The sequence below is a fragment of the Nocardia sp. genome (genome assembly GCF_025465275.1).
Lineage (GTDB): Bacteria > Actinomycetota > Actinomycetes > Mycobacteriales > Mycobacteriaceae > Nocardia.
Map to the genome: position 1 here is coordinate 1 of NZ_JAODNK010000111.1, position 14,770 is coordinate 14,770.

Genomic DNA, 14,770 nt, shown 5'->3' on the forward strand with positions numbered 1-14,770 from the left:
CGAGAGGATTTGAACCTCCGGTCCCCGTGAAGGGACAACTCATTAGCAGTGAGTCCCATTCGGCCGCTCTGGCACGCCTCCTGGAGCCTTCTCTTACGAGGGCGCCGGTCCTTTCGAACCGCCGGGATGAAAGATTACACAGCAGTCGACCAATAGACAAAACGGCTGGTCAACGTAGGTGACTGTCGAACCAATCGAAGATCCGGGTGCGTGCGTCGAGGGTGAAGGCGTCATCGAGATCGGCCGGTTCGAAGCCGGGATGGTCGGGGCGGTGGTGCAGCCCCGGGTAGCTGACCACGAGGGTGGCGACAACGGCGCGGGCCGCGGCATCACGCAGGCGATCGATGTGGTCCGGCGGCGTGCGCGGATCGTCCGCACCGAACAGGCCCAGCCACGGCGCCTTCAGATCCGGGGCGGCGGCGATGAGCGCGACAGCCTGTGGGGTGAGCGCGGTTTCGATGCCGGGCGCGGCCACACTGACGGCAGCACCGATCCGGCGATCGGTGGCCACCAGGGCCGCAGCGGTGCCCGCCGAGTCGAAGCCGAGCACGCCGACGCAGTCGCGGAAGACACCGCGGCCGGTCAGCCAGTCGAAACAGGCGTCGAAGTCTTCGAAAAGGTCCGCGCCGAACACTTTGTCGGGAACCACGCCGTTGGCTCGATGGAACAGGTCGGGGGCGACGACGGTCCAGCCGTCGTCGGCCAATGACCGCATGAGTTCCAGCAGTGGGTCGGTGAACTCGCGTGATTCGTGCAACACCACGATGCCGCCGCGTGCGTGACCGTCCGGTTCGATCACTATGAGAGGAACTTTGGTCTTCTCGTGCACAGGCGCAAGATCTCGGAAAATGCCCGCCATGCAGCCAGAGTAGTTGCGCAAGGTAACTTCGGGATTAATGTTTGCCGGAGGCCTCCGGCCCGGAGATTTTCCGAGTACGGCACCACCGGACGGGGCCGATTCGGCCGGGACATAGGCTGGAGCTGTGAGCGCGCACATCCGTCCGGACCTCGATGCCATCCCGGCCTACGTGGCCGGCCGCAACCAGCCCGGCGTGGTGAAGCTGGCCAGCAATGAGACCACCTTCCCACCGCTGCCCTCGGTAGCCAAGGCCATTGCCGAGGCCGCGGAGCTGGTGAACCGGTATCCGGATAACTCGGCGATCGAATTGCGTACCGCCATCGCGGAATTCCACGGCGTCGAGGTGGCTAATGTGGCGGCCGGTTGCGGCAGTGTCGCGATCTGCCAGGAGCTGGTGCAGATCACCTGCCTCGCACCCACCGATGAGGTGCTGTTCGCGTGGCGTTCGTTCGAGGCGTACCCGATCGTCGCCCAGGTGGCCGGGGCCAAGGCCGTGCAGGTGTCGCTGGACGGCGAGTACGCCCATGATCTGGACGCACTCGCGGCGGCGGTGACGCCGAATACCCGCGTGGTGATCGTCTGCAATCCCAACAATCCGACCGGTACCGCGCTCGGGGCGGCGGCCATCACCCGCTTCCTGGATGCCGTGCCGACGGACGTGCTGGTGGTGCTGGACGAGGCCTACTACGAGTACATGCGCCTCGACGATCACCCGAACGGTGTGGAGCTGGGCCGCGACCGCCCGAATGTGCTTGTGCTGCGCACCTTCTCGAAGGCGTACGGGCTGGCCGGGTTGCGCGTCGGGTACGCGGTCGGCGATCCGCGGGTCATCACCGCACTCATGAAGGTGCATATCCCGTTCAGCGTGAACCGGGTGGCGCAGGCCGCGGCGATCGCCTCGCTGGAGGCGCGGCACGAACTGCTGGAGCGCACGGACGCCGTTGTGGCGGAACGTGATCGCATGCGGGACGCGCTGCTCGCGGCGGGTTACCTGGTGCCGGTCAGCTCATCGAACTTCGTATGGCTGCCGCTGGGCGCCCGCAGCGCCGAGTACGGCGCGGCGAGCGCCGAAGCGGGCGTGCTCATCCGCCCCTACGGCGCCGACGGTGTGCGGGTCACCGCGGGCGACCCGCACGAGAACGATCTCTTCCTGAGCTTCGCGACCGCACCGGAGACCCTCGCCCGCTTCCTGGGCTGAGCCACAGTCGATTTCGAACGGGGCCGCGCCTCAGCCGATGCCGAGTCCGTCGGCCAGGGTCTGCCAGGAGCGCGGTAATTCGTCGGCCCAGTAGGGCCACGAGTGCGTTCCGGTGAGGCGGCGGTCCACCACCGCCGGAATGCCGAGCTGACCGAGGCGGTCGGCGAGCTGACGGGTGCACATGTCCGCGCCGGCCTCGAGTGGTCCGCCGAACAGAATGGCGCTGCGCGCGTCCGGATTCCCGGGACCGTCGTGCTCACCGGGGATGCCGCTGCCGGAGGACAGGTAGATGGCCTTGCCGCGCAACGCTTCCGCGTGATTCACCACATCGTGTTCGGCCCACTGCGGATTGTCGGACGGCCCGAACATATTGTCCGGATCGCCGCCGAAGGTGCCGACCACGGCGCGCGCCTGGGCCTGGCCGAAGTCGGAACTCATTGCGTAGCAGCCGCTGTGCGCCCCGATCGCCCGGTAGAGGTCCGGATGACGCACCGCGAGCATCATCGCGCCCTCAGCGCCCATGGAGACGCCCGTAAGGCCGTTCATACCGTTGCCCTCGAAGCGTGAGTCGAGCAGCGGCGGCAGTTCCCGGGTGAGGAAGGTTTCCCAGCGATTGGTGCCGAGCTTGGGATCGGCGTGCAGCCAGTCGGTGTAGTAGCTGGCGGGCCCGCCGAGGGTGAAGACCACATTCACGTTCTTGTCGGCGAAGAACTTCAGCGCGCCGCCTTTGACGGCCCAGTTGTTCACATCGGGTGCGGCGCTGCGCCCGTCGAGCAAGTAGAGGGTGGGGCGTGGGGTGTCGCGCTTGGCGGGCACCAGCACCTGCACGTCAACGATGCGTCCCATGGCGGGTGAGGCGACGGAGACGCGCAGCAGGCGGTCACCCACATTCTCGATCTGCGCGATGGCCGCGTGCAGCGGATGCACGGGATCGACTGCGGGCGGCGACTCTTCATTGGAGCCGGAGTCGACCGGCGGTTGCGCGAGGGACAGCGGCGGCGTCAACACCGCCGCACCGGCGAACAGTGCGGCGCTGGCGAAGGCGCCGGCAAGGCGACGCCGTACTCCACGGCGGCGAACCACAGCACCGATCCTGCCAGAAGCCGGCCGGGGGCAAGGTCACGCGCTCAGCGAGTCCGGCCAACGGTGAGTCGCGCCACATTTCGAGGGTCACCGCTGCGTACAGCGGTGGGCACCGGCTCGAAAGCCGGTGCCCACCTCTGGTTTTCCAGCGGAAGCGGAGGGATTTGAACCCCCGGTCGCTTTCACGACGTCCGCTTTCAAGGCGGATGCATTCGGCCGCTCTGCCACGCTTCCAGGGCACTGATCGTAGCGGATGCGCCCGGCGGGGCTAGTCGGAGCGGTGATCGGAGGCCAGGTTGACCAGTTCCATGACGGCGGCGACAGCGGCGAGCTGCTGCGGCGTGAACAGGTCGACGAAATAGTGGCGGACGGCGGCGACGTGACCGGGGGCGGCGGCGCGCAACCGGCGCATGCCCTCATCGGTGAGCTGTGCGAGCACGCCGCGACCGTCGTCCTCGCAGGCGGTGCGGCGGACCACGCGCTGGCCCTCGAGGCGGCGGATCTGATGGGTGAGGCGGCTGCGGGAGGAGAACACGCCGTCCGCGAGATCGCTCATGCGCAGGGACCGGCCGGGCGCCTCGGAGAGTTTCACGAGAATGCGATAGTCGGCGAAGGACAGCGCGCTGTCACGTTGCAATTGCCGATTGAGGTCGGCCATCAAGCGCTGGGAGCCGTCCATATAGGCCCGCCACGCGCGTTGCTGTTCCGGAGTGAGCCATCTCGGTTCGACCGCCAGGCGACCCCCGGCTTCGACTGCCACCGAGTCAGTCTATCCAAGCGCCCGCGTCCCCAAGCGAGCTGCCGAACCAGCCGCCGAGGAAAACCCTTATGGTTCGCGGCCCGTCTCGTTCTGGACTGACTGGAGCGGGGGAGCGAAGCGGAGGAGCGGAAGGAGGGAAGAACGAGACTCCAGGGCCGCGAACCCGCCGCAGCGAAGCGGCGGCAAATAGACACAGACCCGCCGCAGCGAAGCGGAGGCAATTAGATACGGTAGGAGGAGATCATGGTGCGGCTCAGGTCATCGAGTGTGGTGCAGCCCGAAAGTCCCATGGCCGCATCGAAATCCGCGAGCAGCGAGCGCAGGGCGTGCCGTACGCCGTCCCGGCCCGCCAGGCCCAGGCCGTAGGCCCAGGGGCGGCCGTACAGCACGGCCTTGGCGCCGAGCGAGAGCGCGATCATGATGTCGGAGCCGGTGCGGATGCCGGAGTCGAAGAGCACATCGGCGCGATCTCCGACGGTCGCGACAATGGTGGGCAGTGCGTCGAGCGAGGCGATGGCGCCGTCCACCTGACGGCCGCCGTGATTGCTCACGATCACCGCATCCGCGCCCGCGTCCACACATTGGCGCGCGTCATCGGGGTGCACGACGCCCTTGACCGCGATGGGCAATTCGGTCCAGTCCCGCAGTCGCGCGATATCGGCGGGCCGCAGACCGTGATTGCCGAAGAGCCCGAGCCAGGTGAGGACGGCCGCCCGCATGGCCTCTTCGCTCTCCTCCGGCGGCACGGCCAGTTTCGCGCGGAACACCGGATCGGAGAGGTAGTTGGCCATGCCTTTGCCGTGCAGGAACGGCAGGTGCCCGAGTGCCAGATCCCGCGGCCGCCAGCCGAGGGCGGGCGTATCGATGGTGACGACAATGGCCTTGGCGCCGGCCTTTTCGGCGCGCTCGACGAAGGAGCGGGCCAGTTCCGGATCGTTGGGCCAGTAGAGCTGGTACCACCAGTCGCCGGCCAGGGCGCCGGCCTCCTCGATGGTGGAGGAGCCCGCGGTGGAGAGCACCATGCCGATGCCGAGCTCCCGGGTCACCTCCGCGACCACGGTCTCGCCGCGCTCGTGCAGCAGGCCGAGCACACCGATGGGTGCGGTGAGAACGGGTGCGGCCAAATGGGTTCCGAGCACTTCCACCGACAGATCGCGGGCGCCGGGCCCGCTGGTGCCGCGCAGCATGCGGGGCATGAGCCGGTATTTCTCGAAGGCGTGCAGATTGGCTGCCGCGGTGCGTTCGGCCGAGGCGCTGCCGGCCACATAGGCGAAGGCCGCCGGTTCCAGTTCTTCCCGGGCCCGTGCTTCGAGTCCCGCCGCCGTCATCGGTAGCGAAGGGACGATGCCTGCGAGTCCGGAAAGATAGATCTCGTTCTGGAAATCGACGAAACTGCTCATTCGGCAAACGCTAGTACCAACACCCAGGGTGCGGGCGGGGTCGGAAGTTCTTTCCCGGCGCGTAACTTACGGCGGAATCGTTGCCGTTCTAGCGGTTGCGGACACGCACCAGCGCTCGCGGCGACTCGGCGGCGACAAAGCCGGAAATTGCCATTGCGGTGAAGATGGTCAGCGCGCCCACGGCGGTCAGTATGCCGATCATGGTTTCTCCCTTTTCGAAGTGGTCACTCCACGATGACCGGAGAAGCTGACAGGATGCTGTGTCCCCGCCGAGCCTGGCCTGACAGTAATCGTTGAGCACGGGCCGTACGCTCGGTTTCATGTATGCGGTGACACTCGACGGATTCGGTGAGCCCGATGTCATGAAATGGGCGCAGGTACCCGACCTGCCCGCGCCCGGACCGGGCGAAGTATTGATCGAGGTGGTGGCCGCGGGGGTGAACCGCGCGGACCTGATGCAACGCCAGGGCTTCTATCCCCCGCCGCCCGGAGCGAGTGAGACGCTCGGCCTCGAATGCTCCGGCGTGATCGCGGCGGTCGGCCCGGGTGTGCGGGATTGGCATCAGGGCGACCAGGTTTGCGCATTGCTCTCCGGCGGCGGTTATGCCGAGCGGGTGCTGGTGCCCGAAACCCAGGTGCTGCCGGTGCCCGAGGACCTGGATGTGGCTGCGGCAGCGGCGCTTCCGGAGGTCGCGGCCACGGTCTGGTCGAATCTGGTGATGCGGGCGGGCCTGCGCAGCGGGCATTTGCTGCTGATTCACGGCGGCGGTAGCGGAATCGGCACGCACGCCATTCAGGTGGGCCGGGCGCTGGGCGCTCGGGTCGCGGTGACGGCCGGGTCGCAGGAGAAACTGGAGCGCTGCCGGGAACTGGGCGCGACGGTGCTGATCAATTACCGCGAGCACGATTTCGTGACCGTGATCCACAGCGAATATCCCGGCGCGGACATCATTTTCGACAATATGGGCGCGGCCTACCTGGAACGCAATGTGGAGGCGCTCGCCGAGGACGGCCAACTGGTCATCATCGGTATGCAGGGCGGTGTGAAGGCCGAACTGAATCTCGCTGCGCTGCTTGCCAAACGCGGCACGATTCATGCCACCAATCTGCGCCGCCGCCCCGCGCACGGCCACGGCTCCAAGGCCGAGATCATTACCGAGCTGCGGAAGCACCTGTGGCCGATGATCGCCGAAGGCACCGTCGTTCCGGTGGTTTCGGCCGAACTGCCCATTTCCGATGTGGCGCAGGCGCACCGGCTGCTGGACTCCGCCGATTCGGTCGGCAAAGTCATCCTGCGGATCGAATAACCCCGGAGAACTACGTGTCGAGGGCGGTAAGAGCCCGGCCCAGCTGATCGATCTCGAATTTCGTCGTATACGGCGCGAGGCCGATGGTGACGGCCCCGCCCTCGTCATTGACGCCGAGCGCATCGAGCAGCCGGCTGCCGCCGTGCGATCCGCTGAGGGTGCCGATGCGGGCATCGGCCAGCTTGGCGGAGACCTTTTCGGCCTGCATACCGGAGATGGTGAAACTCACCGTCGGAATGCGGGTCGAGGCACGGCCGATGACGGTCAGGTTCGGGATCTGGTCGAGCACCGACATCAGATGTTCGAAGAGCTGATCGTGGTAGTCCTGCAGTGAGGTGATGGACATTTCGAGGCGTTCGCGGCGGGTGCCGGTGGCGCGTTCGTCGAGTCCGGCCAGGAAGTCGATGGAGGTGGCGAGCCCCGCCAGCAGTGCGTACTGGTGGCCGCCGACCTCGAGTCGTTCGGCCCCCTTGGCATACGGATTCAGCGACATGGACGGAATGCGGTCCAGGAACGCGGGATCGCGGAAGACCAGCGCACCGATCTGCGGGCCGCCCCAGGCGGGTGCGCTCAAAGCGATGACATCGGCATTGAGTTCGTCGATATCGATGAGCGCGTAGGGCGCGGCGCCGAAGCAGTCGGCGACCAGCAGACCGCCGACTTCGTGCACGCGGTCGGCTGCCACTCGCACGGCGGGTGCGGAGCCGACAATGGGCGAGGCGGCCGTCAATGCGACCAATCGAGCGGTGGGACCGATGAGTTCCTCGAACTGCCAGGCCGGCATTTCGCAGGTCTCGATCTCCACTTCGGCCCAGCGCACATGCGCGCCATAGCGATTGGCGATGCGCAGCCACGGCGCGACATTCGCTTCGTCATCCAGGCGCGACAGCACGATCCCGGTGCCCAGACCCAGCCGGGAGCTCAGCGATTCGGACAGCCAGGCCAGCAGTACCGCGCGATCCGGGCCGAGCACCACGCCCGCCGGATCACCGCCGACCAGATCCGCGACCGCCTCGCGGGCCGCCTCCAGAATGGCGGCGCTGCGCTTGGCGGCGCCGTGCCGATTGGTGTGCGAGAAGGCGGAGGTCCGGAAACCCGTTGATACGGCCCGCGATACCGAATCCGGAACCAACATGCCTGCTTGCGGGTCCAGGTGGATCCAGCCGTCGCCCAGGCCAGGTATGAGGCCCCGAACCCGTGCGACGTCGTAAGTCATGCTGGCCACTCTAAAGGCAGAGGGCAAGTCGGCGTAACGGTGTGCGGTGTTTGGGTGGGTGCCGCTTAGCGCCGCCGACGATGACGGGACATGATGGGGGCATGACGCAATCGGATGGGGCGCCGGAATCCATTGTCGTGATCGGCCCCGAGGGCAAGCCACTGATGATTCCAGCCGCCGTGCAGGTGGGCGGTGACCCTGTCGAGTTCACCGGACAGGTTGTCGGTGCGGCTAATTCCGACGAATCGGGCGAGCAGGACGAATCACTCGCCGACATGGTGGAACAGCCCGCAAAGGTCATGCGCATCGGCACCATGATCAAACAGCTGCTCGAGGAAGTCCGGCACGCGCCGCTCGACGACGCCAGCCGCACCCGGCTGCGAGACATCCACAGGACGTCCATTCGCGAACTCGAACAGGGTCTCGCGCCCGAACTCCGCGAAGAGCTCGAGCGCCTCGCCCTGCCGTTCAGCGATGACGTCATTCCGTCCGATGCGGAACTGCGAATTGCCCAGGCGCAGCTGGTCGGTTGGCTGGAAGGTCTCTTCCACGGCATCCAGACCGCACTGTTCGCCCAGCAGATGGCAGCCCGCGCACAACTCGAGCAGATGCGGCAGCTGCCGCCCGGCTCGACGGCCAGCGATCCGCGCGGCCAGCATGGCTCCGCGAGCGGCGGCCAATACCTCTGAAATGCTCTGCCCAGCCCGAAAACCAAACTCCTCCACGACCCTCGATCACACCAACTCCGAGGTCGTGGCCCGCCCGGTTCTGGACTGAGTGGAGCGCGGGGGAGCGCAGCGGAGGAGCGCGGAGGGAGGGAAGAACCGGGTAACAGGGCCGCGACCCCGCCGTAGCGAAGCGGAGGCAAAAGGTACTGAGCTAGGGTCGGGTGCTGTGCCTGCTGCTGCTCCCCCCGACTCGGCGACGATCGAAGTGCGCCCGGACAATGAACCGGTGCCGCTAGTGTCGGACTCCCAGTCCTTCGGTCGCGCCTTCAAGGACTTCCGCGACGGATTCTCCCAGCGTGAGCTATGGCTCGCGCTCGGGTGGCAGGACATCAAGCAGCGCTATCGCCGCTCGGTGCTCGGCCCGTTCTGGATCACCATCGCCACGGGTTTGCAGGCGGCCGCGATGGGTGTGCTCTACGCCACATTGTTCGGGCAGTCACTGAGTTCGTATCTGCCCTACGTGACGGTCGGCTTGATCGTCTGGAATGTGATCAATGCCAGCATCCTCGAAGGCTCGGATGTCTTCATCGCCAACGAGGGACTGATCAAACAGCTGCCGTCGGCACTGAGCGTGCACGTCTATCGCTTGGTGTGGCGGCAGTTCCTGTTCTTCGCGCACAACCTGATCATCTATGTGGTGATGCTGGTCGCGTTCAGCATCTGGCGGCATCTGCACTGGTCGGTACTGCTGGCGATTCCGGGACTGCTGCTGCTGTTCATGAACGCGCTGTGGGTGACGATCGTGTTCGGCATCTTCAGCACCCGGTACCGCGATCTCGCGCCGATTCTGGGTAGCACCACGATGATGCTGTTCGTGCTGACTCCGGTCATGTGGAAGCCCTCGGCCCTCAATGGCGACGCGAGCGATCGCGCGAAGCTGGCGGAGATCATCCCCACCTTCCACTACCTGGAAATCGTGCGCGCACCGCTGCTGGGTGATCCGATCCACCTGCACAGCTGGCTGATCGTGGTGGCCATCACCGTCGTCGGCTGGATCGTCGCGATACTGGCTATGAAGAAGTTCCGTTCCCGCGTCCCCTACTGGGTGTGAAGGCTCCATGACCGACAATGTGAGTATCGAAACCCAGAACGCGTGGGTCGAGTTCCCGATCTTCGACGCCAAATCCCGGTCGCTGAAGAAGGCGGTCCTGGGGTCGGCGGGTGGCGCCATCGGGCGCAATCAATCCGATGTGGTGGTGGTCGAGGCGCTACGCGATATCACGCTGTCGCTGAAGGAAGGCGACCGTGTCGGCCTGGTCGGCCACAACGGCGCGGGCAAATCGACGCTGCTGCGGCTGCTTTCGGGCATCTACGAGCCGACCCGCGGTACCGCGCGGATTCGCGGCCGGGTGGCCCCGGTGTTCGATCTGGGTGTCGGCATGGATCCGGAGGTCTCCGGCTACGACAACATCGTCATTCGCGGCCTGTTCCTCGGGCAGACGCGGAAGCAGATGCTCGCCAAGATCGACGAAATCGCCGAATTCACTGAATTGGGCGACTATTTGGCGATGCCGCTGCGCACCTACTCCACCGGTATGCGAGTACGTTTGGCCATGGGCGTGGTCACCTCCATCGACCCGGAGATCCTGCTGCTGGACGAGGGCATCGGCGCGGTCGACGCGGAATTCATGAAGAAGGCGCGGATTCGCCTGCAGGAATTGGTCTCTCGGTCCGGTTTGCTGGTTTTCGCCAGCCATTCCAATGAATTTCTGGCCCAGCTGTGCGATTCGGCTATGTGGATCGATCATGGACAGGTACGCATGCACGGCGGCATCGAAGAAGTGGTGCGCGCGTACGAAGGCCCGGAGGCGGGCGATCACGTGGCACAGGTGCTGCGGGATTTGGAACGTGAACCGGAACGGAATCCCGCATGAGCGAGCGCAGCGAGCGACCAGAAAGCCCCGTGGACCAGACCACCCCCAACTTCCGCGACGATGCTCGCATCGTCGCCATTGTCGTCACCCATAAACGCAGGGAACTGCTGGCCGAATCGCTGAAGGTGCTCTCCACCCAGACGCGGCCGGTCGACCATCTCATCGTCATCGACAACGGCAACGAGTCCGAGGTCGGCGATCTGGTGCGCAATCAGCCCATCGAATCCACCTATCTGGGTTCGGAACACAATCTCGGCGGCGCGGGCGGTTTCGCGCTCGGCATGCTGCACGCGCTGAGCATGGGCGCGGACTGGGTGTGGCTGGCCGATGACGACGGCCGCCCGGACGGGCCGGAAGTGCTTGCCACGCTGTTCGATTGCGCCAAGCGGCATCAGCTGGTCGAGGTGTCGCCGGTGGTCGCCGATATCGACGATCCGGACAAGCTGGCCTTCCCGCTGCGCCGCGGTGTGGTGTGGCGGCGGCTGCGGTCCGAGCTCGGCGACGAGGATTTCCTGCCGGGCATCGCCTCGCTGTTCAATGGCGCGCTGGTGTCCGCGCAGGCCGTGGACATTATCGGCGTACCCGATCTGCGGCTGTTCGTGCGCGGCGACGAGGTGGAGGTACACCGGCGGCTGGTGCGCTCGGGGCTGCCGTTCGGCACCTGTTTGCAGACCGCCTACCTGCATCCGAACGGGTCGGAGGAGTTCAAGCCGATTCTGGGTGGGCGCATGCACACGCAGTATCCCGACGATCCGGTGAAGCGGTACTTCACCTACCGCAATCGCGGGTACCTGATGTCGCAGCCGGGTATGCGAAAGCTGTTGCCGCAGGAGCTGGCTCGCTTCGGGTGGTACTTCCTGTTGCAGCAGAAGGACCCGCAGGGGTTCATGGAGTGGCTGCGGCTGCAGCGGCTCGGGCGGCGGGAACAGTTCCGCAAGCCCGAGGCCAGTGCGCCGGGCAAGACTCCGTCCTGACGGCGAACGCGCTGGTCGGAAAATCGATTGCGCCGAGGCGGCCGGCCTGAGAGGGTTGTGCCGTTCTTGTTCGGCGCCGCGATCACTTCGGTGATCGCCCGGGGAAAGAAGAGGAGGTGGATTACGTGACTGCAGCACGGATTGTCGTGCCTGCGCGAGGTTCGTTCGATCGAACCGGCGCCCCGCGCGTACCCACCTCGAATTTCCCGCGCTGAGTCCTCGAAGGGGCTCAGCCCGTCGAAGGACTCTTCTCTCATGTCTGTGGTCGATTTCGACCTGCTCGCTCCCTACGGCTGGACCGCTTCCGTGGCCGCCGAATACCTTCCGCTGCTCGGTAATTCGCTGATTCCGGCGCGGGTCATCCGCATGGATCGCAGCGAATGCGATGTGGCCGTACCGATCTCGGGTACCCGGCTGCCCGACCAGGCTGCCGCCGTCATCGTGCGGGCCCGCCTCCCACGCTCGGATTCCGAGGTCAACGGCTTGTGCACGGGCGACTGGGTCGCTCTCGGCAGTGACTCGGGGCAGCTGCCCGCCACTCGCGGGATGCTGAACAATGCGGTGGTGCGGCAACTGTTGCCGCGGCGTACCGCCATCGTGCGGGCCGCGGTTTCGGGGCATTCCGATTCCCGTACCCGCTCGGCCGATCAGGTCCTCGCCGCGAATGTCGATGTGGTGCTGATCTGCACGCCCGGTGACGGGGATGTGGATCTCGGGCGCATCGAGCGCATGCTCGCGCTGGCCTGGGAATCCGGTGCGCAACCCGTGGTTGTGCTGACGAAAGCCGAACTGGCTCCGGATCTTTCGCTCGACGAGGTGCGCGCCGTCGCACCCGGCGTCACGGTGCTCGCGGTGAGCGCCGCCACCGGTCTCGGCATGGAGGTACTGACCGCCGTCCTGGACGGCACCGTCGCCCTCCTCGGCCCGTCCGGTGCGGGCAAATCCACGCTCGCCAATGCCCTGCTCGGCTCGGAGGTGTTCGCCACCAACGAGGTTCGTGAAGGCGATAAGCGCGGCCGCCACACCACGGTGCACCGCGAACTCCGCCCACTCCCCACCGGCGGCACCCTCATCGACACCCCCGGCCTCCGCTCCATCGGCCTCTGGGAAGCCGCCGAGGGCCTCGGCCGCACCTTCAGCGATATCGAATCCCTGGCCGCCACCTGCCGTTTCGCCGACTGCTCCCACCACCGGGAGCCCGGCTGCGCAATCCTGGCAGCCATCGAAGCAGGCGCCCTCCCCCAGCGCCGCCTCGACAGCTACCGCAAACTGACCCGAGAAAACGATTGGATGGCCGCCCGCTCCGACACCCGCCTGCGCGCCGAACGCCAGCGCGCCTGGAAACAAATCAACAAAGACCAGCGCCGCATGTACCGAGACCGCACCCAATACGGCCGCTGAGCACCTGGTCAATCGATCACCGGGCCCTGGTGGTGGCGACACGCCCCCAACCTCCACCACCAGAGCCCACTCGGCGCTTCCAGTTCGGGCTACTACCCGAGGCATCTCCGGGGACGGGTTTCATGATCATCAGGAACTGGTGGCGGGGGATTCTCGAGTTATGCCGCCATCAGTTCCTGGTGATCGAATGCCCAGGGGGTCAGTCCTTTTGGCAGGTGAGGTCGGTCGTGGGGAGGGTGCCGTCTCGGAGGTAGGTGTTGACCGCGGAATACACGCAGGTGTTGGGGTAGCGGCCGAAGATCCAGTGGATCGCCACGTTGTCGAGGGTCACCATGCGGGAAGCCGTCAGGGCGCGGTGCATGCCCTCGGCGTTCGAGTAGGTGGTGCGGGTGTCGCCGGTGGATTGCACGATCAGGGTGGGGACCGAATTGTTCACCACCGTGGGCGCTTCGATGGGGGGCGCCCAGAATGCGCACGGGGTGATGTTGTTGGTGAAGGCGCCGAAGACCGGCTGCGTGGCGCGTGCAGCTTCGATATTGCGCCAGTACCAGGCCGGATCGCGGGGTGCGGCGACGTCACCGCACATGATCGCCATTTGCGCCGAACCGTCCGACGGGATGGCGCGCACCATGTAGGCGAGGGCTTTGGTGGTGCCTTCGTCGGGCTGTACCGCGCGGCCGGCGGCTGCGTCGGCGAGCAGTCGCACCTGTTCCGCGACTTGCTGATGCTGCCGCGGATCGTCCAGTCCGGCGAACAGCAGCATGGGCAGATCGTGCTGATCGACATCGAATTCACCGACCCGGAGTGGTTTTTCGGCCGCACGGCGAATCAGATCGACCACGGTGGCGCGCACTTGATCCCGGGTGCTGCCGAGGCGGTAGTCGCCATTGTGCGCGGCGGTCCAGTCCGCCCAGGCGTCGAGGGCGGCCTCGTTCGCCGGGCCCATGTCCTGCGTCATCTGGACCGCACCGTAGCGCGCGGGATCGACCGCGCTGTCCAGCACGATGCGATCGCTGCGCTGCGGGAACATCTGAGTGAAGACCGAGCCCAGGTAGGTGCCGTACGAGGTGCCGTAGTAGCTGACCTTCTCCTCCCCGAGTGCGCCGCGAATGACGTCCATATCGCGGGCAGTATTGCGAGTTGTGATGTGCCGCAGCCAATCACCCTCGGTGGTGGCGCAGCGCAGCGCGAGATCGGCCTGTGTCGCAACAGTTTCGGCGTAGGCCTCGGCATCGATACCAGCGGATTGCAGGCCGAAGCCGCGGGGCCACTTGCAGTTCACCGGGGTCGAGCGCCCGACGCCGCGTGGGTCCATGCCGATGAGGTCGTAGCGAGCGCGCACATCGGGGGTCATGGCCGCGCCGACATCCACCATGAAGTCCAGGCCCGGACCGCCCGGGCCGCCGGCATTGGAGAGCATGACCCCGTGCCGCTGCGCCGGGTCGGTGGCGGAGATGCGGGAGATCGCGACGGTGATCGTCTTACCCTGTGGCTCAGCATAATTCAGCGGCACGGTGATATCGGCACACTGGGCCTTGGCGGCGTCCAGCTTCGGATTGTCACAGGGTTTCCACTCCGGGCGCTGACTGTAGAACCGGTCGAGGGCGGCCGGATCGGCGGCCCAGGCCCGATCGGTGATCACCGCGCCGGTCACCGCGGTGGCAGCGGCAACGACGGCGAGGGCGGCAAAAGCGAGTGCGTGTGTGCGGCGCATGGCTGGTTCTCTCATCCTTCACAGAGCGCGGTATCGAGCACCTTGGAGACGGCGGCGGCCGTCGCCTCATCGGTCGGCAACTGGTTCACGGTGACCGTGACGGCGGCGCCGCCGGTCGCGACGCCATTGCGGGTTTCGAAGCCCGGAATGCTGCCGCCGTGTCCCCACACCTCTTTGCCGCAGGGACTGGGCTGGTGGATGAGCCCCAATCCGTAACCGGCACCGGCCATTCGGTCGAAGGGCACGGTCTGCTTCA

General features: G+C 66.4%; 13 protein-coding genes, 1 tRNA gene and 1 pseudogene. 7 read left to right on the plus strand and 8 right to left on the minus strand.

Annotated features, from left to right (window positions below):
* Nucleotides 1–169 precede the first annotated feature (169 nt).
* A complete protein-coding gene (locus JWN03_RS25230; protein WP_297619887.1) occupies nt 170–859 on the minus strand; it encodes a dienelactone hydrolase family protein in 690 nt (229 codons plus the stop codon).
* Between the two features lie 124 nt (nt 860–983).
* On the opposite strand from JWN03_RS25230, the gene hisC reads away from it, so the two are divergent.
* Nucleotides 984–2,057: a histidinol-phosphate transaminase gene (gene hisC / locus JWN03_RS25235; RefSeq protein ID WP_297619890.1), complete on the plus strand. Its 1,074-nt coding sequence runs from the start codon at nt 984–986 to the stop codon at nt 2,055–2,057.
* A 30-nt stretch (nt 2,058–2,087) separates the two neighbouring features.
* Here hisC and JWN03_RS25240 read toward each other — a convergent pair whose 3' ends face one another.
* The 4 genes from JWN03_RS25240 to JWN03_RS25255 all read right to left on the minus strand — a co-directional run bounded on the left by JWN03_RS25240 (nt 2,088) and on the right by JWN03_RS25255 (nt 5,300).
* Nucleotides 2,088–3,140, minus strand: a complete 1,053-nt coding sequence (locus JWN03_RS25240) for an alpha/beta hydrolase (RefSeq protein WP_297619892.1) — start codon at nt 3,138–3,140, stop codon at nt 2,088–2,090.
* 149 nt (nt 3,141–3,289) lie between these two features.
* Nucleotides 3,290–3,374, minus strand: a tRNA-Ser gene (locus tag JWN03_RS25245).
* Between the two features lie 34 nt (nt 3,375–3,408).
* On the minus strand, nt 3,409–3,819 hold the full coding sequence (locus JWN03_RS25250; protein WP_297619918.1) for a MarR family winged helix-turn-helix transcriptional regulator: 411 nt from the start codon (nt 3,817–3,819) through the stop codon (nt 3,409–3,411).
* A 302-nt stretch (nt 3,820–4,121) separates the two neighbouring features.
* Nucleotides 4,122–5,300, minus strand: coding sequence for a lactate 2-monooxygenase (locus tag JWN03_RS25255; RefSeq protein WP_297619894.1), 1,179 nt, complete (start codon nt 5,298–5,300; stop codon nt 4,122–4,124).
* A 320-nt stretch (nt 5,301–5,620) separates the two neighbouring features.
* Here JWN03_RS25255 and JWN03_RS25260 point away from each other — a divergent pair, with 320 nt between their 5' ends.
* A complete protein-coding gene (locus tag JWN03_RS25260; RefSeq protein ID WP_297619897.1) occupies nt 5,621–6,607 on the plus strand; it encodes an NAD(P)H-quinone oxidoreductase in 987 nt (328 codons plus the stop codon).
* A gap of 10 nt (nt 6,608–6,617) precedes the next feature.
* On the opposite strand, the gene JWN03_RS25265 is transcribed toward JWN03_RS25260, so the two are convergent.
* Nucleotides 6,618–7,823: a cysteine desulfurase-like protein gene (locus JWN03_RS25265; protein WP_297619900.1), complete on the minus strand. Its 1,206-nt coding sequence runs from the start codon at nt 7,821–7,823 to the stop codon at nt 6,618–6,620.
* Nucleotides 7,824–7,924: 101 nt separating this feature from the next.
* Here JWN03_RS25265 and JWN03_RS25270 point away from each other — a divergent pair, with 101 nt between their 5' ends.
* The 5 genes from JWN03_RS25270 to rsgA all read left to right on the plus strand — a co-directional run bounded on the left by JWN03_RS25270 (nt 7,925) and on the right by rsgA (nt 12,800).
* On the plus strand, nt 7,925–8,512 hold the full coding sequence (locus tag JWN03_RS25270) for a bacterial proteasome activator family protein (RefSeq protein WP_297619903.1): 588 nt from the start codon (nt 7,925–7,927) through the stop codon (nt 8,510–8,512).
* Between the two features lie 265 nt (nt 8,513–8,777).
* The gene (wzm, locus tag JWN03_RS25275; protein WP_297619906.1) at nt 8,778–9,602 is read left to right on the plus strand and encodes a galactan export ABC transporter permease subunit Wzm/RfbD; all 825 of its coding nucleotides are present in this window, start codon (nt 8,778–8,780) and stop codon (nt 9,600–9,602) included.
* 7 nt (nt 9,603–9,609) lie between these two features.
* Nucleotides 9,610–10,425: a galactan export ABC transporter ATP-binding subunit Wzt/RfbE gene (gene wzt / locus JWN03_RS25280; RefSeq protein ID WP_297619909.1), complete on the plus strand. Its 816-nt coding sequence runs from the start codon at nt 9,610–9,612 to the stop codon at nt 10,423–10,425.
* Nucleotides 10,422–11,399, plus strand: a complete 978-nt coding sequence (glfT1, locus tag JWN03_RS25285; protein ID WP_297619912.1) for a galactofuranosyltransferase GlfT1 — start codon at nt 10,422–10,424, stop codon at nt 11,397–11,399. Before wzt ends, glfT1 begins: the two co-directional genes overlap by 4 nt.
* Nucleotides 11,400–11,654: 255 nt before the next feature.
* Nucleotides 11,655–12,800 carry a ribosome small subunit-dependent GTPase A gene (gene rsgA, locus JWN03_RS25290; protein ID WP_441343055.1) on the plus strand — a complete coding sequence of 382 codons (1,146 nt, stop codon included), beginning with the start codon at nt 11,655–11,657 and terminating at the stop codon, nt 12,798–12,800.
* A 199-nt stretch (nt 12,801–12,999) separates the two neighbouring features.
* On the opposite strand, the gene JWN03_RS25295 is transcribed toward rsgA, so the two are convergent.
* Both JWN03_RS25295 and JWN03_RS25300 read right to left on the minus strand, forming a co-directional pair.
* Entirely contained in the window at nt 13,000–14,514 is a 1,515-nt protein-coding gene (locus JWN03_RS25295) for an alpha/beta fold hydrolase (protein ID WP_297619915.1), read from the minus strand.
* Nucleotides 14,515–14,525: 11 nt separating this feature from the next.
* A pseudogene (locus tag JWN03_RS25300) lies at nt 14,526–14,770 on the minus strand (serine hydrolase); the annotation flags it as partial.